Origin of the sequence: Lewinella sp. IMCC34183 (genome assembly GCF_003390915.1) — a bacterium.
Taxonomy (GTDB): Bacteria; Bacteroidota; Bacteroidia; order Chitinophagales; family Saprospiraceae; genus Neolewinella.
Window position 1 is genome coordinate 39033 of record NZ_QMEM01000001.1, and the last position, 19178, is coordinate 58210.

The window sequence follows — 19178 nt, forward strand, 5'->3', positions numbered from 1 at the left end:
GTTTTTCCCCGTTTGGGGGCGCATTCGCCTACGCGCGAAGGTACAAAAATCGTGCCGGAAAACCTAGCTAAACCAATGGCTTTGTCAGGGGTTACCTTCACCATATGTCAGCCAGCGAAAAAGTAGTCAAACCTTACGGGGAAGGGGATTCCAAGAAGCAGGAAGTGGGGCGCATGTTCGATGCGATCGCCCCTACCTACGACCTCCTCAACCGCGGTACTTCCCTCGGGGTGGATACGCTGTGGCGCCGTAAACTGATCGCCCAGCTCGATCCCTCCGTTCACCGTCGCATCCTGGACGTCGCCACCGGTACCGCCGACGTGGCGATACAGACGGTGCGGCGCGCCAACGTCGACCACGTCACCGGACTGGACCTCAGCGAGGGCATGCTGGCCTACGGACGCACGAAGGTGAAAGCCGCCGGGCTGGAGGACCGCATCACCCTGCAGCAGGGCGACAGCGAGAACCTGCCCTACGCGGATGAGACCTTTGATGCCGTGACCGTGGCGTTCGGAGTACGTAACTTCGAGAACCTTGAGCGTGGCCTCTCCGAGATGCGCCGCGTGCTCCGGCCCGGTGGCAAACTGGTGGTGCTGGAATTCAGTCGGATCCGGTACGCACCCGTACGTTGGGGCTTTAATCTGTACTTCGGCAAAATTATGCCGCTGATCGGCCGTTTACAGAGTAAGGATCCGCGGGCCTATGCCTACCTCTTCGAGAGTGTACAGGCCTTCCCGAGCGGCGCGGATTTCGTAACGATCCTGGATCGGGTCGGCTATAACAACACTGAATGCCACGCACTTACTTTCGGAATCGCTTCCATCTATACCGCTACCCGCTGACGTTCGCGTTGTTGCTGGCCCTCAGCACCTGCGCCCGCGCCCAGTTCACCGGCGGTAACAACCGTAACTTTTACGACTTTCAGAATAAGCCCTACTACTTCGGGATTACGCTGGGCTTCAACTCGAGCCGCTACACGCCCTTCCGGAGCGAGGAGTTCATCTTTACCGACTCCATCGTGGGCGTAGAAAGCCTTAATGGACCCGGCTTCAACCTTAACCTGATCGGTAACCTCAAATTGGGCAAGTATTTCGATTTCCGGTTCACGCCTGGCTTCAGCTTCGCGGAGCGTACCCTGAACTACACCCAGAACCGGCAGCAGCAAGTCGAGACGCAGGAGAAGGTAGAATCGGTCTTCATCGAGATGCCATTTTACTTCCGGTATAAGTCGGCGCCCTACCGCGACAAGCGACTTTTCCTCATCGCGGGTATGAAGTATAGCTTCGACGTGGCCAGCGAGTCGCGGACCCGGCAGGCGGAGGAATTGGTACGCATCAGTCCCCACGACTACTCGATCGAGTACGGGGCGGGTATCCAGATTTTCTTCCCCTACTTTATCCTGTCACCGGAATTCAAGATTAGCCACGGTATCGGAAACACCCTGCTCTTCAATCCTACGCTGCCGGAAAGCCGGGTACTGGAGAAGGTGACCAGTCGCACCTTCACCCTGTCCTTCCACATCGAGGGGTAAGGATAGGACCCCGCCCAAACAGCTTACTACCGCGCCGCGCGGATGATGGCCGCAAAGCCCGCAGCGTCGAGGCTGGCGCCACCGACTAGTCCTCCGTCCACGTCGGATTCGGCGAACAGCTCGGCGGCGTTGCCCGGCTTCACGGATCCCCCGTACAGGATGCTGGTGTTGTTGGCAATGTCACTACCGAACTGGTTGGTGATCATGCGGCGGATGTAGGCGTGCATCTGCTGCGCCTGCTCGTTGGTGGCCGTCTTACCGGTACCGATGGCCCAGACGGGTTCGTAGGCGATGACGACCTGTTTCATCTGTTCGGGGTCGAGGGAGTACAGCGCCTGCTCGATCTGGCGGCCGACCACGACCTCTTGGTTACCCGCCTCGCGGATGTCGAGTTTCTCACCGCAGCAATAGATTGGCTTGAGGCCGTGCTCGAGGGCCGTGGTAAGCTTCAGGTTGATGAGGTCGTCATCTTCCCCGTTGTAGTCGCGCCGCTCGCTGTGGCCGAGAATCACGTACTCGATGCCGGCGTCGACGAGCATGGCAGCGCTGATCTCCCCGGTGTAGGCACCGCTTTCCTTTTCGTGGATATTCTGCGCCGCTACGGCGTAGTTGGCGTGACCGGATACTATCTGCTGAATTTGCATCAGCTGGATGGCCGGAACACCGAAGATCACCCGGGTACCGGGTTGCGGCACTTCGGACAGGATCTTCTGCACGAGTGCCTTGCCCTCACTGGGCGTTGTATTCATTTTCCAATTTCCGGCGACGATGGAGCGGCTCATAGGGTGGGAGGTTAGTTCTTTAGTCGGGTAGTTCTGTAGTTCTGTAGTCGGGTAGTTCTGTAGTTCTTTAGTCGGGTAGGGACGGACTACCGAACTACAGAACTACCGAACTAACATTCCCGTCACTTCCGTTTGGCTTCGTTACGCTCGATGCGGTGGCCGGGGCGGCTCCACTTGATGCGTTGCTTTTCGCCGGGAGGGCCGGGATCTTCCTTCGGGACGGGGCGCTCGCCCTTGGCGTAGGCGCGGGTGGCTTTGAGGCCGAGGGCACTGAAGAGTTCCATGTCGGCAAAGGCCTCTGGATTGGGGGTGGTGAGGAGCTTGTCGCCGGCGAAGATGGAGCCGGCACCGGCAAAGAAGCAGAGCGCCTGACCTTCGGGGCTCATCTCGGTGCGGCCGGCGCTGAGGCGTACGGTGGTGGTAGGCAGGACGATCCGTGTGACCGCGATCATGCGCACCATCTCAAAGATATCGACGGGCTGCTGGTCCTCCAGGGGGGTGCCCGGTACGGCAACGAGGGCGTTGATGGGGACCGATTCCGGGACGGGCCGGAGGCTGCCCAGGGTGAGCAGCATCTTCAGGCGGTCGGTGATGCTTTCACCCATGCCGATGATGCCGCCGGAGCAGACGGTCAGTCCGGCCTTGCGGGCGTTGCCGATCGTTTCCAGCCGGTCTTCGTAACCGCGGGTAGAGATCACCTCCTTGTAGTAATCTTCGCTGCTGTCCAGGTTATGGTTGTAGGCGTACAGACCGGCAGCGGCCAGGCGCTCGGCCTGGTTGGGGGTAAGCATACCGAGGGTAGCGCAGACTTCCATGTCGAGGCCGTTGACCGTCCGGACCAACTCCAATACCTGCTCGAATTCGCCGTCGTCGCGCACGTTCCGCCAGGCGGCCCCCATGCAGAGGCGGCTGCTGCCCAGGCCCTTGGCGCGCTCGGCGGCGGTCTTTACCTGCTCGACGGACATCAGGGCATTTTCCTCGATGTCGGTGTGGTAGCGCGCCGCCTGGGGGCAATACCCGCAGTCTTCGGGGCAACCCCCCGTTTTGATACTTACAAGACTCGATACCTGAACCTCGTTCGGATCGTGGTGCTCGCGGTGCACGGTGGCCGCACGGAAGAGCAGTTCCATGAGCGGGAGATCGTGCAGTGTCTGCAGATCATCCAGGGTCCAGGTGGTGAGGGTTGGGGCGGGAGAAGCGGTCATAGGCCGCAAATATAGAAATCAACCGTCGGGGAGGGCATATATGTACCACCACTTTTGCCGGTCGAGCCAGCCGCCCACGTTCAGGGGGGCGAGCCAGGCGGGCCGGCCGGCGTACACCAGGCGTGCGCCGGGCGCGGGCGACGGCCTGTCGCGGGTGTGGTCGAGCCACAGCAGCGGTAATGTTGAATCGACGGGAGCCACGGCGCTTTCTGCGGTATCCACCACGGTCGCCGGGCGGTGGTAGAAGCGCGACACGGCACCCTCCGCCCGAATGATTTGCGGCTGCGGACCAGTCATGCGGACCCCGGAAGGGTAGGTATCGTAAACGAAGCGGGACGGGCCGATCTCCGAAGCGGCCGGGCGCAGCAGCACCGACAGTAGCAGAAGCACATTTACGGCTACTACCGTCCAGCCGGCAATCCGTATCCACCGCCCGTGCCAGAACGCGCCGTAGCGATCGTGCAGCGCGGCGGCGGCTCCGGCCACGTAGACCGGCAGTAGCGGCACCAGGGGAAAGAGAAACCGGATGTCCTTGCGGCCGAGCAGCGAATGCACCAGAACAAAGACCAGCCCCGCCCACGCCAGCGGATCGCGGCGGTATGCGTAGCAGAAATACCCGAAGCCTCCCAGGTACAGCAAACTCACCGGCGGGATACCCCGCAGCAGCACTAGTTCTACGTAGCCGTACCACGGCAAAATACCGTAGCCGGCCGCTTTACCCGCTACCAGGTTTTGTGCGAAGTAGTTCCAGGCCGGCAGGGTCCAGGTGCCGTAGAGCCAGTAGGTGAGCGGATACGCGACAAGCAGGGCCAGCAGCCCACCGCCCGTGCACGCCAGCAACCGACTCCAGTGCTCCCGCCGCACGACCAATAGCCACAGCCCGAAACCCGCCACCAGCAGGGCCGCTTGGTACCGAAACAGGAAGGCCACTCCAAAGAGCACGCCGGCCCCGAAGACGCTGCGGCCCCCGGCGGGAAGAAATTGCCCGGTGCCCACCGCCGGCAGCGGATAGAGCAACATGGCGATGACGGCCGTCAGGCCCGACCAGTTTTCACTCGAAAAACGCACTCCGCAGTAGTACGCACACCAGTGAAAGAGCAGCGCCAGCAGGAAGGGGCGCCGCAAGGGTTCCGGCAGGCTATGCCGGCAACGGCGCCACAAGCTCCGCGCGACCAGCAACGTAAAGACCGCCGACAGCAGCCGCAGCATGAGGGCCACCGTAAAGGGGTTGGCCGGGCCGCCCAGGCCAACCACCTGGTAGGTAGCGTACGCGATGGCGGGCTGCAGGGCTGGCCGCATCCGCTCGTGGAATTCCCAGGGCAGGTCGTCCGCCGTCGCCAGCCCCAGTTTGTAGCCCGCGAATTCAAGGATCTGGAAGTGCTCGTCGCCCTGGTGGTGGCCCTCCGATCCCCAGGCCGCTACGGCGAACAACAGGGCGGCCGCCGCCCACCAGCGCCTACTCATGGGGGCGGAGGGGGTGTTGTCCTACGGTACTACGAGTAGTGTCCGCCAGCGTGGCGGCCAGGGCCGGATCGAGTTCGCGCAGGTCCGGCTGGCCGGCATCGACCCAGCAGCTGTACCAGGCCGACCCCACCGCCCGGATGGCGGCCCGGAAACGCGCCTCCACCATGCCGTTCATGGCAGCGGACCACGCCCGGGAGAATTCGCTGCATTCCGTAGCTACGGTCCGGCCCAGCCGCTCCTCGTAGCAGCGTTGCTGGTCTACCGGGTAGGTGGCGCGAAGGCGGCGCTCGGTATTGAGTACGCTGTCGACCAGGGCGTGGCTCTCCAGTACGATGTCCCAGTAATAGCTTTCCGGGTCGGCAATGTAATCGGCCGGCCCGACGAAATAGTCGTACTCGGCGTCGGCAAACAGCTCCGGCAACCGACTCTCCCAGAAGGCGTGGATGCCCGTCTGCCCGCTCAGTTGCCCGTTGTAGTTCTCGGTGGTGTGCAGGGGCACGTGGGCGTCGCCAACGTAGTGGCCCAGTTCCGCGGCCAACTGCAGGATTCGTTCGGCGTCGCGGTCAACGAAGGCCTGGGTGAGGCGACGGTGGTGCTGCGGAAGGTAGTAGGGCAGGATGCCGTGGGCGCTCAGGGGATCCTCCAGGAGGGACAGCTCGCCGGTGACGGGGATACCCAAATTGCGAAGCGAATCCCCCGCTACTTCCTCCATCCGTGCGTACCATAGGCGCCGGTATTCGCCGTAGGCCACGTCTACGGTGTGGTCGGCGGAGCGCAGGAGCAGCAGGTCGTGGTCGGCCAGGAGCGTATCCGGGTACCAGACCGTGGTATCGCCCGTCGGACCGATGTCAAGCAGGTGGCCGTAGGCCGCACGGGCATCGGCGTAGGTACGGGGAAGGGTAGAGAAGGGCGGATGGCCCCAGTGGTCGAGGTCCATATAGTGGCGGACCGCCTCGTAGTCGCTGGCGTAACGCCGCTTGTCGGGATCCACGGCGTGCTCGCTGAGGTAGTCAATGTGGTCGCGGAAGTATAGTCCCATACCGGCCGGCAGGGTAAAGGTGGCCAGGCGGTTGATGCGCCGGTGCCCGAAGAAACCCCACTCCGGTGCCGTGGGTGCGGGGGCAACGGCGACCAATGCCAACAGGCAAACCACCAGCATTGTCCCGTACCTCATGCTAGAAGGAGTCATAACCAAGGAGTAAGGGTTGGGTGGTTTCCACGGCCAGCAGGGCCCAGTCCCGGTCGTCGTTCACCAGGGCGGTATAAGCTTCCAGGGTCTGGTCGGGGGTGTCGGGCCAGCGGTAGCGGGGAAAGATTCGGGCGACCTGCTCTGCTTTGCCCACCTCCTGTAGCCGGATGATCGCGAAGGGCAGGCGCTCCCGGGCCGCGGCGATGCTGGCGGTATCGCCGTTCTCCCACCGGCTTATATAGTACGATTCGTAGCGACTGAGGATTCCCTCGGCCACGCCCCTGGGAACCTCGCGTGCGGGTGCCTGTCCGCGCACCAGGGGAGACAATTGGAAGGTGCCTTCCTCGGACCGCTCCAGCCGGAACCCTTTGTTCTGCTGCCGGGGATATTCGATGCTGAGCGACGTGACCCGCTCCGGGTCGGCGTGGTACAGCTCCTTGGAGCGCCACTCGTCGCCGCGCAGGTTGAAACGGTGACGCACGTTGCCGGTCCACATGGGGAGGTGCACCACGTAGGGGTTGTTGCTGCCCTCCACGATGGCCGCCGTGCCGGTTTCTCCGTTCGTGCCGCCGCCGATGTAGTACCCCCGCAGCTTGTTGCCGGATGCGTCGAAGAGCTGCACCAGAATGCCCGCGCTCGCCAGGCTGCGGACCAGGGTGGGCACGGCGGCGCTTGGGGGGAGTCGCTGTACCTCCAATCGTTCGAGGGCCTGGAGCAGGTTCTTCATCGCGTTTTCGTTGGCGGGGTAGTCGTTGTAGCGCCAGCTCGTCGGGCCGCCGCGCTCGAAGGTGGCCTGGTTTCCTTCCCGGTCGGCAATGAATATGCGGGCGATGTCTTTCGTATCTGCGTAGCCAAAGGCCCGCTCCGCCGCATCGGGGGCCGGTGGCGTGTAGGTTGTGGCCAGGTAGGCCAGGCCGGCCAGCAGCAGGGTAGCCGTCAGCAGGATCAGGGTACGTTTCATGCCGGGCGGTTGGTAGCGTACCGCCGACGCCGCAAGTAATTGAATACGATGCCAAATAGGGCCAGCACCAGTAGGGGTACTCCCAGATTAAGGGCTCGCCAGTAGCCGGCCTCGGCCACGGCGGTATCGCGGTCGAGCAGCCGCAGCCGAACCTGTTTGCTCCGGCTGGTGATCACGCCTTCGGGGTCAAGCAGGTACTCCACGGCGTTCAGTATGAAAGTCTTGTTGGCGTAGGGGATCTTGTTCCAGGGGTTCACGCCCAGGTAGCCCACTTCTCCGCGACTGTTGACGCTGTTGGCCAGTACGTCGCCGTCGCTGATGACGATCATTGCGGTGGGTACCGACGTTGCCCGGTACTCCATTCCGTTCTGCCGTAGCAGCTGTTCATTTTCCCGGCTGAGGCGGTTGGCGTAGGGACTGTCGAAGGTTCCCTCCAGCAGTACCGCCAGGGGCAGGCCCGCTTCGTTGAAGCGGTCGAGGTCGACGCTGAATTTCTGGGCGTCCAGATCGATGGGCGAAGGCAGCCGCTGCCGCCGGCTGCGGTCGCTGCTGGCCAGCAGGGTGGTTTCTTCCGTACCAGGGTTTTCGCCGACCAGCTCGATGAGGGTAGGGTAGCGCAGGTCTACCGCGTCGATGTTTTGTACGATAGGGTGATCGGCCTCCGGCAGGGCGAGAACGTGGTAGGGGAAGGGGACCAGGTCGACCTTCGGGCCGCTCGGTCCCTGGCTGGTGGCGATCGGAATGGGGGTGTTGACCAGGTCCAGGACCAGCTGGTTGCCGAGGCGGAATCCGTACTTGAAGAACAGTGCGTCTAGGCCCAGTTCCCGGCTCTGGGGATAAGCTTCGCCGGTGGCGCGCAGGCTGTCGAAGTCCATGGCCACGGCGTCTACCGCCCAGATGATCTTCCCCCCGTTCATCACGTACTGGTCGAGCTTGAAGGCCTCGAAATCGGTAAAGGGTACGGTGGGCTTGGCCACGATCAGCAGGTCGATGTCGGTGGAGAGCGTGGCGAAACTGTCCAAATACACCGGACCGACCTCATAATCGCGGCGGAGCTCGGCTACCAGGTCAGCGAACTGCCGGGCACCCAGCTCCCCGTTGCCGAGGGTAAATCCGATCACCGGCCGGTCGTTGTCGGTCAGCCCGTCGATGGCGGCGGTCAGGTTGTACTCCAGCAGGCTTTCCGCCTGGTTGAGCTGCTGGGCCAGGGGCACGTCGGGGCGGGCGGTCTGCAGCAGGGGCACGATCCGGCGCCGGTCACCGTAGTACACGATCGCGTAGGGGTAAACGGCCTGGGTGGACCGCTGCCCGGCCGTTTGCTGGAAGTCGGTCATCGGGATAATGCCGTCCTGCAGCATGTCCTCCTGCCGCTGTTTGACCTCCTCCGGGGAACCCGCGAGGGGGTCGGCGAAAGTGTACTCAATCTGGTTGGTGTAGGCTGTAAAGTCCTGTAGTGTTTCCTCCACCGCGGTCCGCAGCCGCTGGTAGCTGGCGGGCAGCTCCCCCTCCAGCAACACCTGCACGAAGACGGGCTCCCGCAGGCGCGACAGTTGGTCGCGGGTACTTTCGGTGAGGGTGAAGCGCTTGTCCTCGGTGAGGTCCAGTGCTCCGTATAGGCGCGTACCGCCCAAGCGGGCATTAGCCAGTACATTTACCGCGACCAGCAGGACCACGGCGAGGGCAAACTGGATCAGGCTCTGTATCCGGTGCTTTCGTTCGAGAGAGGGCATAGGTCGATTGGACGGCGAAGATAGGTACTGGCGGACACTGCCCCGTAGGGGGCTGCCCGGTTCCCTAACGTCGGCCTGCACGAAATCCGTTTTCCCGTGAAAAAACTCCTTGTCGGCCTCGGTACGCTTCTGGTCATCTACCTGCTCATCACCTTCGTGGTCAGCAACCAGGTCCTGGACACCCCCCTCCGTACCTTCGAGGAATCGTACCGCATCGGTTCCGAACGCTGGCACCTCAATATGGACAGCCTCCGGGCCGCGCTGCCGACCCCGGAGGGCGTCAGTTTTCAAAGCCCGGTCGACGGCATCACCCTGCGCGGCTGGCTGTATCGCCGCCCGGAAAGCGACTGCGCCGTGCTCTTCGCCCACGGCTACCACGACAATCGCGTGAGCATGCTGAAGTACACCCCGGTCTTCGCCGACTGCCACTGCGACCTGCTGCTTTACGATCATCGCGGATTCGGCGAGAGCGACGAAGCTTACGCCACGGGGGGCGTGAACGAGGCGCGCGACCTGCTGGCGGCCCACGCCTTCCTGCGGTCGGCAACGGGACTGCCCGACGAACGTATCGGGTGGGTAGGGGAAAGCTGGGGTGCCTCGGCGGCCCTGATCGCGGCGGCGGACAGCTCCGGCCGGCCGGCCTTCGTGGTCGCCGAGAGCCCCTACGCCGACTGGGAGTCGGCGATCACCGAACGAGGTGCACGGCAGTACGGCCCCGTATTGTCGGTCATCGCACCGGGCACGTTCCGCTGGGCCAGTTACCGCAGCGGTGTAGACGTGGCGGCGGCCAGTCCGCTGCGCGCGGCGCCGGACGTGCGCGCACCCGTGTTGCTGATCCACTCTTTGGCAGATACCCTTACGGACCCCGCCCAGTCGGACCTGCTGGCCGAGCGCCTGCCGGAGGAGCTGCTTACCTACCGCCGCCTCAACTGGGGAGCGTGGCACGCCCACAATATCGTGTGGCGCCCCGGGGAATACGCGGACCTGGTCAGGCGTTTTATCGCCGAACGGGCACCAGATTTCTGCACTTCCGTCACCCGCACGCCGCGATAGAAAGGCACGGGAGTTAGTTGTTTGACCGCTGGCGTTGTATTTTTGACGGCCCACCAAAGACGTGCCCGACTCCGATCATTAGCAAATCGCGCACGCCATGTTACGAATGAATCGACTGCTCCCCTTATTTCTTTTGCTGGCATTGCTGTCGGCTTGCACCGAGGACGTGAATCCCGATTACCAGAAGGAAGTGGCCAACCCCGCTTACTTCCACCGCTCGGTAAAGCAGCTCACCGACGTGATCGTCCACGATATCTTCTCCCCGCCGGTCGCCAGCCGGATCTACAGTTACTCTAGCCTAGCCGGCTACGAAGCCCTGGCCGCCGGAGACCCTAACCTGCAGTCGTTAGCGGGACAGATCCCCCACCTGGCACCCGCGCCCGCGCCCCCCGCCGGCGTCGAGATCGCCTACCCGCTGGCCGCAATAACGGCGCAGCTTAAAGTTGGTAAAAGCCTCATTTTCAGTGAGGATAGAATGGACGAATTCCGTAATCAATTGATGGCCGAAATGCTTGAGATACGTATGCCCGTGGAGGTTTATGACGCATCGGTAGCCTACGGGGAGGCCGTTGCCGATCACGTGATCGCCTGGTACAACGGCGACATGTACAAGCAGACGCGTACCTACCCCAAATACTCCATTACGCAGGACGAAAGCAAGTGGCAACCTACGCCGCCAGACTACATGGACGGTATCGAACCGAGTTGGATGAAGATCCGGCCGTTCGCCCTCGACAGTGCCAGCCAGTTCCGCCCGCTGCCGCCCACCGAATACAGCCTCGACCCGGATAGCAAGTGGATGCGGGAAGTCAATGAGGTGTATACCGTGTTCTCCGGCGTGGACGAACAGCAATCGGCCGAGCGGCAGGCCATCGCGCAGTTCTGGGACTGTAATCCCTACGTGAGTCACACCGTGGGCCACCTGATGTTTGCCACCAAAAAGATCACCCCCGGGGGGCACTGGATCAACATCGCCGCCATCGCGGCCAAGAAGGCCGACGCCGACTTCACCCGAACGGTGGAAACCTACGCCCTCACCAGCATGGCCATGTACGACGCCTTCATCAGCTGCTGGGATGAGAAGTACCGCAGCAAACTGGTGCGCCCGGAGACCTTCATCAACCGCCACATCGACCAGGAATGGCGTCCGCTGCTGCAGACGCCGCCCTTCCCGGAGCACACCAGCGGGCACTCGGTCGTGAGCCGCGCCTGCGCCATCGTACTGACCGACCTGTACGGAGATAACTTTGCCTTCGCCGACGACAGCGAGGAGGAATACGACCTGCCGACGCGCAAGTTTCCCAGTTTCCTGGCCGCCAGCGAGGAGGCCGCCCTAAGCCGCCTCTACGGGGGTATTCACTACCGCCCGGCGATCGAATACGGCATTGCCCAGGGTGAGGCCGTAGGCAAGCACCTGCTGGAACGCGTGAGCACCCGCCCCCTCATTACGGAGGAGCGCCCGGGCCGGTGAATTATCTCCTGGCCCTGCTTGCCCAGCTGATCGGGTATCTGCTCATATTGCTATACGACGATTACCTCGGCACGCTGCTGGCCCTCATTCTGGGTGTGATCGCCCTTGCCGTATGGGTTCTGAGCTACGTGGTGGAGTGGATACAGGCCAGCCGGGTCTCGCCGCGGTACTACCGCTACCTGCTGACCGTCTGGGTCGCTCCGCTCATCGCTTTGCTCGGCTTCATTTTTCTCCGGGGAGGCGTTGCCTGGTTGTGAGCCCGAACATGTGCGGCACGGTGCTGCTTGATTAGGCGTATGAAGCGATTTCTTGCTTACTCCCGCGGGCGGTTGTCCGCTTTTGGCTACGCTTTCCGCGGTGCCTACGACCTGTTGCGGAACCATGCCCCGTCCAAGATTCACATGGCCGCTTTCGTGGCCATGTTCGCCCTGTCGTGGGTGCTCGATTTCCCATTGTGGAAGTGGGTGGCCTTCTTCATCTGCAGCGGCATGGTGCTGGCCGCCGAGGCCCTGAATACCGCCGTCGAGTACGTCGTCGACCTGGTCAGCCCGGAGTACAACATTCTGGCCGGCAAAGCCAAGGACGTGGCGGCGGGGGCGGTGCTGTTTACGGCGGTGTTTTCCGGGCTGGTGGCGATCCTGTTGGTCGTGGACGCCCTGCTATAAACCGTTACCGGCTAGTAGGTGCTGATCATGTTGGCCGGCACCAGTAACGTATAGTTCGCGACTCCCTCCGATGCTGGTTGCAGTTCGTCGATGTCCGGCTGTTGTAGGGTGGTGATCGTCACGACCTTGAGTTGGGGCTTGTACTGCCGCAGGTACCAGCTGATTCCTTCGAAATTATCGCTGTGGTAACTCCCGTTTAGGTGGACGAAGGGCACGCCCTCCGTCGCGTTCTTGGCAATGTACCACGCCATGGTGGCGTCTTTGATGGCCTGGGCCTTGGGGAAGTTCTCTCCGCCGTGGGGCGATCCGTGGCCCTCGACCAGCATGGCCTTGTAGCCGGGCAATTCCGGGTCGTAGGGGACCGGCGCGAGGGGCGGCAGCAGGGCCTGGTCTTCCGCGGGCAGGCTCCGTAACACAACAAAGCCCCGCTGGAACACCATTCTGGCGAACCGGCGGGGCGTATTCGTTGCGATCACTTTGGCGCTGTCGGCGCGAGCGGCCTGCAGGATGGGCAGGTAGTCCGTGTGGAAATTGGGCCACACGCCACCCGTGAGGCTGTCGAGCTCACCGACGGTGACCTCATTGGCCTGAAAGGCGTCCAGCGCCTCCTGCTCGTCGGTCTCAAACATCTCCATGCCCAGAGTGTAGCGGTCCAGATGATCCAGGATCTCTAGTTCCATCCAGTGGGCGATGGGGTTGTCGTGGTATTCTCCGAACAGAATCACGTCTGCGTCGCGCAGTTCCCGCATCATCTTTCCAAACTTTACCGAGCGACCTTTCTGGTTGTACAGCTGGTAGGCCGGATTGTCCTGGGCGACCAGGATAGTGGAAAAGAACAACAGGAAAAACGTAAGTCGAAGCATCGCGGCGGGGTAGGTTGGGGACCCGCCAAGTTACGATTTAGTAGGGCATCTCACCGCCGGTGGCACCGATGACCTCACCGGTCATGTAGCTGCCTTCCTGGCTGGCGAGAAGTACGTAGGCGGGGGCAAGCTCGACGGGCTGGCCGGGGCGCTTGAGCAGGGTGGAACTGCCGAACTTCTCGATCTTGTCCTGGGGCTGTCCACCGGACGACTGCAGGGGCGTCCAGAAGGGTCCGGGAGCTACGGCGTTGACACGGATGCCGCGTTCGGCTACCTGGGCGGCCAGGGCCTTGGTGAAGGCTACGTTAGCGGCCTTGGTCTGGGCGTAATCGATCAGGGTAGCGGAGGGGTCGAAGGACTGTACCGAGGCGGTGTTGATGATGGCGGCTCCGGCCTCCATGTGCTTCAGTGCGGCCTTGGTGATCCAGAAGGGGGCAAAGACGTTAACGTGGAAGGTATTGGAGAACTGCTCGGTGGTCAGCTCGTCGATCTTCTTCACGGCGGTCTGGCGACCGGCGTTGTTCACGAGGATATCGATACCGCCGAGCTCGGAAACGGCCTTCTCGACCAGTTCCTGGCAGAAGGACTCCTCGACGATGTCGCCGGGAATGGCTACGGCCTTGCGCCCCTCGGCTTCGATGAGTTTAATGACTTCCTGTGCGTTCTGCTCCTCCGAGGGCAGGTAGCAGATGGCCACGTCGGCACCCTCCCGGGCGTAGGCGATGGCGGCGGCGCGGCCGATACCGGAGTCACCCCCGGTGATCAGGGCCTTGCGACCTTCCAGGCGGCCGAAGCCCACGTAGCTTTCTTCGCCGTGATCGGGCTCGGGCTCCATCTTGTTGACGCTGCCGGGACGGTTTTGCGGCTGGCGGGGGAAGGGCGGTGCGGGGTACTGTTCGAGCGGGTTCTGCTTACGGTACCGGTCGGTTAGGTTGTTGGTGGTAGTAGACATAAAATGTTGTTTATTAATGCACTTGATACCCGGCTAACGGGCAGCATTTCCCATATGTTTGCCAAAACCCTCGACCGCTGGAGCCTAACAAGCCGCTTACTACCACAACTGCCTATTTCCCGCCGCTCTCCTGGCTGCTGGCCGCCCTGCGCCGGGGGGAGTGGTGTTGGGAGGCGCACGAGAATTACCAGAAGGGCGGGTGGCGCAACCGCTGCCGGATCGCTGCCGCCAACGGACCGCTCCTGCTTACTATTCCGCTGGATAAAGGTAAGCACCAGCAACGGCCGATTCGGGAGGTGGGTATCAGCTACCACGACGACTGGCCCCGGCAGCACCAGCAGGCTATCCGCTCGGCCTACGGGCGGGCACCCTACTTCGAGCACTACGGCCCGTCGTTGCTGACCCTACTGGATGCCCCGCCAGAGCAGTTGTGGGACCTCAATTGGAGGCTGATCGAGCACGTTGTGGATGCGTTGGGCCCGGACCTGACGCTCTCATCGACTGAGGAGTTTCTCGGCGCGGACGCGGGTGCGGTGGAACAGCCGGTACCGGAATATCCGCAGGTTTTTGCCGACCGGCACGGCTTTCAGGGGCAGCTTTCCCTGCTCGACGGGCTGTTTTGCCTGGGCCCGGAATTGCCGTTGCTGGCTTACCAGCGGTAAATCAGGCGCAGGTCGAACGGAAGATTGAAGGTGGTAAACTCACCCACGTTGTTACGACTGTCCCAGGCGTCCTCCAGGAACAGGCGGTATTCCGTATCGCTCCCGTAGGCACTGTCGACGTGGCGCACGCGACGGAAGCGCGTACCGACCCCTGCGGAAAATTCTACCGCCAGGTGCGCGGTGATGGCCCAGTCTGCGCCGACCATCAGGTTCAGCGTACGGGTGCGGGTATCCACCCCGACCGAATCATCGTGAAGGATGAACTCGCCGGTCTCCGTTTCTTCCTGGAAGGTGGCCACGGTGCGGTGGGTGCGCCAAAGCAGATCGCCCCGGACCTGCACGAAGGGAACGAGCGGGGTTTCGGGGCGCTGCACGAAATAGCGCCGGCCGGTAAGGTGCAGCCGCCCGCCCCGCTGATCGCTGACATTGACCGTCGGTTCATCCTGGGGGAGGAGCCACAGGTAGCCGACCTCGGCCGACCAGCCGGCGGGCCAGACCAGGCCCACGGCTCCGAGGAGTCCCCGATTGACTGGTTCGAGCAGTTTGGGCGGCGACCAGGCGACGTACGGCCGCAAGCGACCTTCCGGGGCGGTTTCCGCGATCGACTGTCCGGACATCACCGAAGCGGCGCAGATGACCAGTACGATGATTGGCAGGAACCGGGGGTGGCGAGCATTCATGACCTGACAACGCGGTGCGGGTAGTCGCCGCTGCTTTACCTTCGTAGCATGTCCAACCTAATCGACGCCGGCCTCCAGGCCGACCGCGCCCGCCTTGAGGAGATCATCAAGCGGCTGCACGAACTCACCATCCGTATCGGCCACGAAGAGATGGCCCGTACGGTGAGCGACCTGCGCAACCGCATCTTCGAACCCTTCATGTTCGTGATCGTCGGGGAGGTGAAGGCTGGTAAGTCCAGCTTCGTCAACGCCCTGCTGGCTACCGGTGAGGAGATCGCCAAGGCCGCCCCCCAGCCGATGACCGATACCATCCAGCAGATCATCTACGGGGAAGAGCGGCGCGAAGTGACCGTGAACCCCTACCTGAAGAAGATCTTCCTGCCGGTCGAGATCCTCCGGGAGATCGCCATCGTCGATACGCCCGGTACCAACACGATTGTGGAATACCACCAGGAGATCACCGAGCAGTTCATTCCCGCCAGCGACCTGATCGTCTTCGTTTTCGAAGCCAAGAACCCCTACCGGCAGTCGGCCTGGGACTTCTTCAAGTACATCCACGGCGACTGGCGCAAGAAGACCATCTTCGTGCTCCAGCAGCGCGACCTGGCCACCGAACAGGAACTGGCGGTCAACCGGGAGGGCGTGGCCGAAAAGGCGCGAAAGGAGGGAATCGAGGCGCCCCAGGTCTTTGCCGTGAGCGCCCGCGACGAACAGGCCGGCCAGGCCGATACCGGCTTCGCGCCGCTGCGGCAGTACATCGCCGACAACATCACCGGCGGACGGGCGCCCCGCCTGAAGCTCAACAACAGCGTGCTCACCGCCCAGACCATCAACGAAAAGATCGCCGACGGCCTCCTGACCCGCCGCCGGCAGTACGAGGCCGACGCCGCCTTCCGGCAGGATATCCAGCAGACCCTCGACGAGCAGGTAGCCCAGAGTAACAAGCAGGTGGACCTGATGGTCGAGAACCTGCTGCTCACCTACGACGGCATCACCCGCGACAAGCTGGCCGAGCTGCGGGGCGGGCTAAGTATGTTCGGCCTGGTGAAGCGCAGCATCGCCTCCACCTTCGGCAGTACGCCCGGCGCCAAGGAGTGGCTCGAGAACCTGGCCAGCGGCCTCGAGACCGACCTGAACGAAAAACTGCGCGCCCGCCTCAACGAAAACGTCGTGGACCTGGCCGAGACCATCCAGCAAATGGTCAAGACCATCGACCTGAAACTGCGGGGCAGCCAGACGATCCTCAGCAACGACCACGAAATCTTCAGCAGCATCGCCGAACGTAGGGAGAACGTCCTGCGCGACCTGCAGGACCAGTTCAATCGCTTCGTTAGCAAGACGGAGAACTTTACCGACGAGAGCCTCTTCGCCGACCGGGAGAATATTGCTCCCAACCTGGCTGCCGGCGGGGGTATCGCGGCACTCGGCGTCATCCTGATGGCCCTGAGCACGCTGCCGGTGGTGGACGTAACCGGTGGCGTACTGACCACCGTGGGCATCATCTTTGCCGGCTTCAGTACTCGCGGCAAGCGCAAGCGGATCGTGGAAGGCTTCGAGGAGGAGATCAGCACGGGCCGCACCCGGCTGGCTACCGAGCTCGAGGAGAAGCTCAAGAGCTACATCGCCACCCTGCGCCGCCGCATCGAGGGCAACTTCGGCCGCTTCGACGAGATGCTGGAGCGCGAGGAGAAAAACCTGCTGATCCTCGAGGGCACCCACCGGGAGGTGCGGCAGGAGCTGGCGGTGCTGGAGGAAGAGCTAACGCCCTGATTCCGTGGCCCATCGATACTTTCTCCTCGACAAGCCCTACGGCATGCTTTCGCAGTTTACCCGCGAGCTACCGGAGCACCGGACACTGGCCGACCTGCACGCCTTTCCGGCCGGTGTCTACCCCGTGGGCCGGCTCGACCGGGATAGTGAGGGCTTGCTGATCCTGACCGACGATACCCGCCTGAACCACCGCCTGCTGCAACCCGCCCACGGGCACCGGCGCACCTATTGGGTACAGATAGAGGGGGCACCGACGCCCGCGGACCTGCACCGCCTGGCCGCCGGACCTACCATACGCATCAAGGGTAAAAGCCACGCTTCGCTGCCGCTGACGGTTGAACCCATCGCACCCGCGCTCCCGCCCCGGGATCCGCCCGTGCGCTACCGCAAGAACGTACCCGACAGCTGGCTGGCCCTTACCCTGACCGAGGGAAAAAACCGGCAGGTACGGCGCATGTGTGCGGCCGTGGGCTATCCGGTGCTGCGGCTGGTGCGGCAAGCCATAGCCGGGGTCAGCCGGGCGGACCTGCTGGGGGAGCGGGTACGGGAGGTGGACGGCGACTGGCTCCGCGATCGCCTCGAACCTCGGTAGGGGGGTTGGTATTCTACGAATAAATCGCGTTCTTAGCCAACGCATTGGTAACCAAACACCCCACCCCTATGGAACGGCTACGCAGAACCCTCGAGCGCTCCGCCTTCGGCGTGTGCGGCTGGCTGGGCGACAAGATGGGCATCCGGCGGACGCGCGTGCGGCTTTACTTCATCTACCTCTCGTGCCTTTCCCTCGGCTCCTCCTTACTGTTTTATTTCTTCGCCGCCTTTTGGCTGAACGTTCGCGAGTACATGCGTGAAGGACGCCGACAGATGGGGCTATAACGGCGCGGACGCGGGTGCGGTGTAGCGACGGTAACCTACATTGCGGGCCCGTTACCAATACTCTGCTCCGTGACCGAATCAACAGAAACCCCGAACGCGTCCACCCCCCTCGGAATCGCCATCATCGGGCTGGGCGGGGCCGTCGGCACGACGGTCGCGGCCGGCCTCGAACTCATCCGCTCCGGCCGGCAGGATACGACCGGCCTTCCGCTGGCCGAATTCACCGGACTTGACCTTACCGACTACCGGTCGGTGTACTGCCGGGGCTGGGACCTCTTCGATCAGGATCTGCTGACCGCCGCCCGCCACCACGGCGTACTGTCCGAGAAGCAGCTCGAGGCCGTGGCTGGCAGCCTCGCCGCCCAGCGGCCCTGGACCGCGATCAGCAACCGAAACTACTGTCGCGGGGTAGTGGGCGAGCGCGACAGCACCGGTACGCACCGGGAACTTATCGCGGGTATCATCAAGCAACTGGATGCGTTTTCCGGCGACCTCGGAGGTTCCGTGGTGGTCATCAACCTGGCCAGCACGGAACACGCTCTCGATCCCGCCGGCGACATTTACCATTCGGTGGAAGCCTTCGAGGCGGCGCTCGACGCGAACCATACCGGTATCACCCCCGCCATGCTGTACGCCTACGCCTGCATCAGCCACGGGGTTGCCTACGGGAACTTTACGCCGAGTCGGGCGGCCGATATCCCGGCCCTCCGCGAACTGGCGGGACAGCGACAGGTACCCGTGGCCGGAAAGGACGGCAAGACGGGGCAGACCTTCATCAAGACGGTGCTGGCTCCGGCGTTTCGCGCCCGGGCCCTGCGGGTTGACGGCTGGTTCAGTACCAACATTCTTGGCAACCGCGATGGAGAGGCGCTTCGCCACCCCGAATCCCTGGAAAACAAAATCGGTACCAAGGGAGACGTGCTGACGAGCTGCCTGGGCTACCCCGTGGAGGACCACCTGGTACGCATCAATTACTACCGCCCGCGGGGCGACGACAAGGAGGCCTGGGACAATATCGACTTCACCGGCTTCCTCGGCCAGCGAATGCAGATGAAGGTCGACTTCCTTTGCAAGGACAGCATCCTGGCCGCCCCGCTGGCCATCGAGATCGCCCGCTGCCTGGACCTGGCCCGCCGCCGCGGGCAGGGTGGGGTAGTGGAGGCGCTGGGCGCCTTCTTCAAGGCACCCATGACGCGCGACGGGCGGGATCCCGCACACGCCTTCCCCGAGCAGCAAGCCGAGTTATCGCGCTGGCTGCACGCCCAGGGAGCCACGGACCCGGCCGGTCCCTCCACCTCCGATTACGTACCGCACCCGGAATAAG

20 protein-coding genes are annotated in these 19178 nt (G+C 63.1%); 11 read left to right on the top strand and 9 right to left on the bottom strand.

The window, feature by feature from the left end; genetic code table 11:
* Positions 1-104: 104 nt before the first annotated feature.
* Both ubiE and DQG19_RS00170 read left to right on the top strand, forming a co-directional pair.
* Entirely contained in the window at positions 105-842 is a 738-nt protein-coding gene (gene ubiE / locus DQG19_RS00165) for a bifunctional demethylmenaquinone methyltransferase/2-methoxy-6-polyprenyl-1,4-benzoquinol methylase UbiE (RefSeq protein WP_116124210.1), read from the top strand.
* Positions 791-1531, top strand: coding sequence for a porin family protein (locus DQG19_RS00170; protein WP_116124211.1), 741 nt, complete (start codon positions 791-793; stop codon positions 1529-1531). The genes ubiE and DQG19_RS00170 overlap by 52 nt, the downstream gene beginning before the upstream one ends.
* Before the next feature lie 26 nt (positions 1532-1557).
* Here the strand turns inward: DQG19_RS00170 and tpiA are convergent, their stop codons facing one another.
* The 6 genes from tpiA to gldG all read right to left on the bottom strand — a co-directional run bounded on the left by tpiA (position 1558) and on the right by gldG (position 8862).
* Complete coding sequence (gene tpiA, locus DQG19_RS00175) at positions 1558-2313, bottom strand: triose-phosphate isomerase (protein ID WP_116124212.1); 756 nt, start codon at positions 2311-2313, stop codon at positions 1558-1560.
* Positions 2314-2435: 122 nt separating this feature from the next.
* Positions 2436-3443 carry a biotin synthase BioB gene (gene bioB / locus DQG19_RS00180; protein WP_410503613.1) on the bottom strand — a complete coding sequence of 336 codons (1008 nt, stop codon included), beginning with the start codon at positions 3441-3443 and terminating at the stop codon, positions 2436-2438.
* Between the two features lie 93 nt (positions 3444-3536).
* Positions 3537-4982 (bottom strand): glycosyltransferase family 39 protein, encoded by a 1446-nt coding sequence (locus DQG19_RS00185; RefSeq protein WP_116124214.1) that lies wholly within the window; start codon positions 4980-4982, stop codon positions 3537-3539.
* Positions 4975-6156, bottom strand: a complete 1182-nt coding sequence (locus tag DQG19_RS00190) for a zinc dependent phospholipase C family protein (protein ID WP_157974237.1) — start codon at positions 6154-6156, stop codon at positions 4975-4977. The genes DQG19_RS00185 and DQG19_RS00190 overlap by 8 nt, the downstream gene beginning before the upstream one ends.
* Position 6157: 1 nt before the next feature.
* Positions 6158-7132: a DUF4340 domain-containing protein gene (locus DQG19_RS00195; protein ID WP_116124216.1), complete on the bottom strand. Its 975-nt coding sequence runs from the start codon at positions 7130-7132 to the stop codon at positions 6158-6160.
* Positions 7129-8862, bottom strand: a complete 1734-nt coding sequence (gene gldG, locus DQG19_RS00200; protein WP_157974238.1) for a gliding motility-associated ABC transporter substrate-binding protein GldG — start codon at positions 8860-8862, stop codon at positions 7129-7131. The genes DQG19_RS00195 and gldG overlap by 4 nt, the downstream gene beginning before the upstream one ends.
* A 96-nt stretch (positions 8863-8958) precedes the next feature.
* Here gldG and DQG19_RS00205 point away from each other — a divergent pair, with 96 nt between their 5' ends.
* The 4 genes from DQG19_RS00205 to DQG19_RS00220 all read left to right on the top strand — a co-directional run bounded on the left by DQG19_RS00205 (position 8959) and on the right by DQG19_RS00220 (position 12051).
* A complete protein-coding gene (locus tag DQG19_RS00205) occupies positions 8959-9915 on the top strand; it encodes an alpha/beta hydrolase (protein ID WP_157974239.1) in 957 nt (318 codons plus the stop codon).
* A 106-nt stretch (positions 9916-10021) separates the two neighbouring features.
* The gene (locus DQG19_RS00210; RefSeq protein WP_116124218.1) at positions 10022-11386 is read left to right on the top strand and encodes a vanadium-dependent haloperoxidase; all 1365 of its coding nucleotides are present in this window, start codon (positions 10022-10024) and stop codon (positions 11384-11386) included.
* Entirely contained in the window at positions 11383-11643 is a 261-nt protein-coding gene (locus DQG19_RS00215; RefSeq protein WP_116124219.1) for a hypothetical protein, read from the top strand. Before DQG19_RS00210 ends, DQG19_RS00215 begins: the two co-directional genes overlap by 4 nt.
* A 39-nt stretch (positions 11644-11682) precedes the next feature.
* Positions 11683-12051, top strand: coding sequence for a diacylglycerol kinase family protein (locus tag DQG19_RS00220; protein ID WP_116124220.1), 369 nt, complete (start codon positions 11683-11685; stop codon positions 12049-12051).
* A gap of 11 nt (positions 12052-12062) precedes the next feature.
* Here the strand turns inward: DQG19_RS00220 and DQG19_RS00225 are convergent, their stop codons facing one another.
* Together DQG19_RS00225 and DQG19_RS00230 are read right to left on the bottom strand one after the other, a co-directional pair.
* The gene (locus DQG19_RS00225; RefSeq protein WP_116124221.1) at positions 12063-12914 is read right to left on the bottom strand and encodes a ChaN family lipoprotein; all 852 of its coding nucleotides are present in this window, start codon (positions 12912-12914) and stop codon (positions 12063-12065) included.
* Positions 12915-12951: 37 nt separating this feature from the next.
* Positions 12952-13866, bottom strand: a complete 915-nt coding sequence (locus DQG19_RS00230; protein ID WP_116124222.1) for an SDR family oxidoreductase — start codon at positions 13864-13866, stop codon at positions 12952-12954.
* A 77-nt stretch (positions 13867-13943) separates the two neighbouring features.
* On the opposite strand from DQG19_RS00230, the gene DQG19_RS00235 reads away from it, so the two are divergent.
* Positions 13944-14528 (top strand): WbqC family protein, encoded by a 585-nt coding sequence (locus DQG19_RS00235; protein WP_116124223.1) that lies wholly within the window; start codon positions 13944-13946, stop codon positions 14526-14528.
* Here DQG19_RS00235 and DQG19_RS00240 read toward each other — a convergent pair.
* A complete protein-coding gene (locus tag DQG19_RS00240; RefSeq protein WP_116124224.1) occupies positions 14516-15208 on the bottom strand; it encodes a hypothetical protein in 693 nt (230 codons plus the stop codon). The genes DQG19_RS00235 and DQG19_RS00240 overlap by 13 nt on opposite strands.
* 48 nt (positions 15209-15256) lie before the next feature.
* Between DQG19_RS00240 and DQG19_RS00245 the strand changes: the two genes are divergently transcribed.
* The 4 genes from DQG19_RS00245 to DQG19_RS00260 all read left to right on the top strand — a co-directional run bounded on the left by DQG19_RS00245 (position 15257) and on the right by DQG19_RS00260 (position 19177).
* Positions 15257-16978, top strand: coding sequence for a dynamin family protein (locus tag DQG19_RS00245; RefSeq protein WP_116124225.1), 1722 nt, complete (start codon positions 15257-15259; stop codon positions 16976-16978).
* Positions 16979-16982: 4 nt separating this feature from the next.
* On the top strand, positions 16983-17570 hold the full coding sequence (locus DQG19_RS00250; protein ID WP_232826404.1) for a pseudouridine synthase: 588 nt from the start codon (positions 16983-16985) through the stop codon (positions 17568-17570).
* A 68-nt stretch (positions 17571-17638) separates the two neighbouring features.
* On the top strand, positions 17639-17854 hold the full coding sequence (locus tag DQG19_RS00255; protein ID WP_116124227.1) for a PspC domain-containing protein: 216 nt from the start codon (positions 17639-17641) through the stop codon (positions 17852-17854).
* A 69-nt stretch (positions 17855-17923) separates the two neighbouring features.
* A complete protein-coding gene (locus tag DQG19_RS00260) occupies positions 17924-19177 on the top strand; it encodes an inositol-3-phosphate synthase (RefSeq protein WP_198661608.1) in 1254 nt (417 codons plus the stop codon).
* Position 19178 lies beyond the last annotated feature (1 nt).

Bases quoted from the DNA above. Each gene is read 5' to 3' on its own strand.
- ubiE (WP_116124210.1), top strand. From the start codon at position 105: ATGTCAGCCAGCGAAAAAGTAGTCAAACCTTACGGGGAAGGGGATTCC.
- DQG19_RS00170 (WP_116124211.1), top strand. From the start codon at position 791: ATGCCACGCACTTACTTTCGGAATCGCTTCCATCTATACCGCTACCCG.
- tpiA (WP_116124212.1), bottom strand. From the start codon at position 2,313: ATGAGCCGCTCCATCGTCGCCGGAAATTGGAAAATGAATACAACGCCC.
- bioB (WP_410503613.1), bottom strand. From the start codon at position 3,443: ATGGAACTGCTCTTCCGTGCGGCCACCGTGCACCGCGAGCACCACGAT.
- DQG19_RS00185 (WP_116124214.1), bottom strand. From the start codon at position 4,982: ATGAGTAGGCGCTGGTGGGCGGCGGCCGCCCTGTTGTTCGCCGTAGCG.
- DQG19_RS00190 (WP_157974237.1), bottom strand. From the start codon at position 6,156: ATGAGGTACGGGACAATGCTGGTGGTTTGCCTGTTGGCATTGGTCGCC.
- DQG19_RS00195 (WP_116124216.1), bottom strand. From the start codon at position 7,132: ATGAAACGTACCCTGATCCTGCTGACGGCTACCCTGCTGCTGGCCGGC.
- gldG (WP_157974238.1), bottom strand. From the start codon at position 8,862: ATGCCCTCTCTCGAACGAAAGCACCGGATACAGAGCCTGATCCAGTTT.
- DQG19_RS00210 (WP_116124218.1), top strand. From the start codon at position 10,022: ATGAATCGACTGCTCCCCTTATTTCTTTTGCTGGCATTGCTGTCGGCT.
- DQG19_RS00220 (WP_116124220.1), top strand. From the start codon at position 11,683: ATGAAGCGATTTCTTGCTTACTCCCGCGGGCGGTTGTCCGCTTTTGGC.
- DQG19_RS00225 (WP_116124221.1), bottom strand. From the start codon at position 12,914: ATGCTTCGACTTACGTTTTTCCTGTTGTTCTTTTCCACTATCCTGGTC.
- DQG19_RS00230 (WP_116124222.1), bottom strand. From the start codon at position 13,866: ATGTCTACTACCACCAACAACCTAACCGACCGGTACCGTAAGCAGAAC.
- DQG19_RS00240 (WP_116124224.1), bottom strand. From the start codon at position 15,208: ATGAATGCTCGCCACCCCCGGTTCCTGCCAATCATCGTACTGGTCATC.
- DQG19_RS00245 (WP_116124225.1), top strand. From the start codon at position 15,257: ATGTCCAACCTAATCGACGCCGGCCTCCAGGCCGACCGCGCCCGCCTT.
- DQG19_RS00255 (WP_116124227.1), top strand. From the start codon at position 17,639: ATGGAACGGCTACGCAGAACCCTCGAGCGCTCCGCCTTCGGCGTGTGC.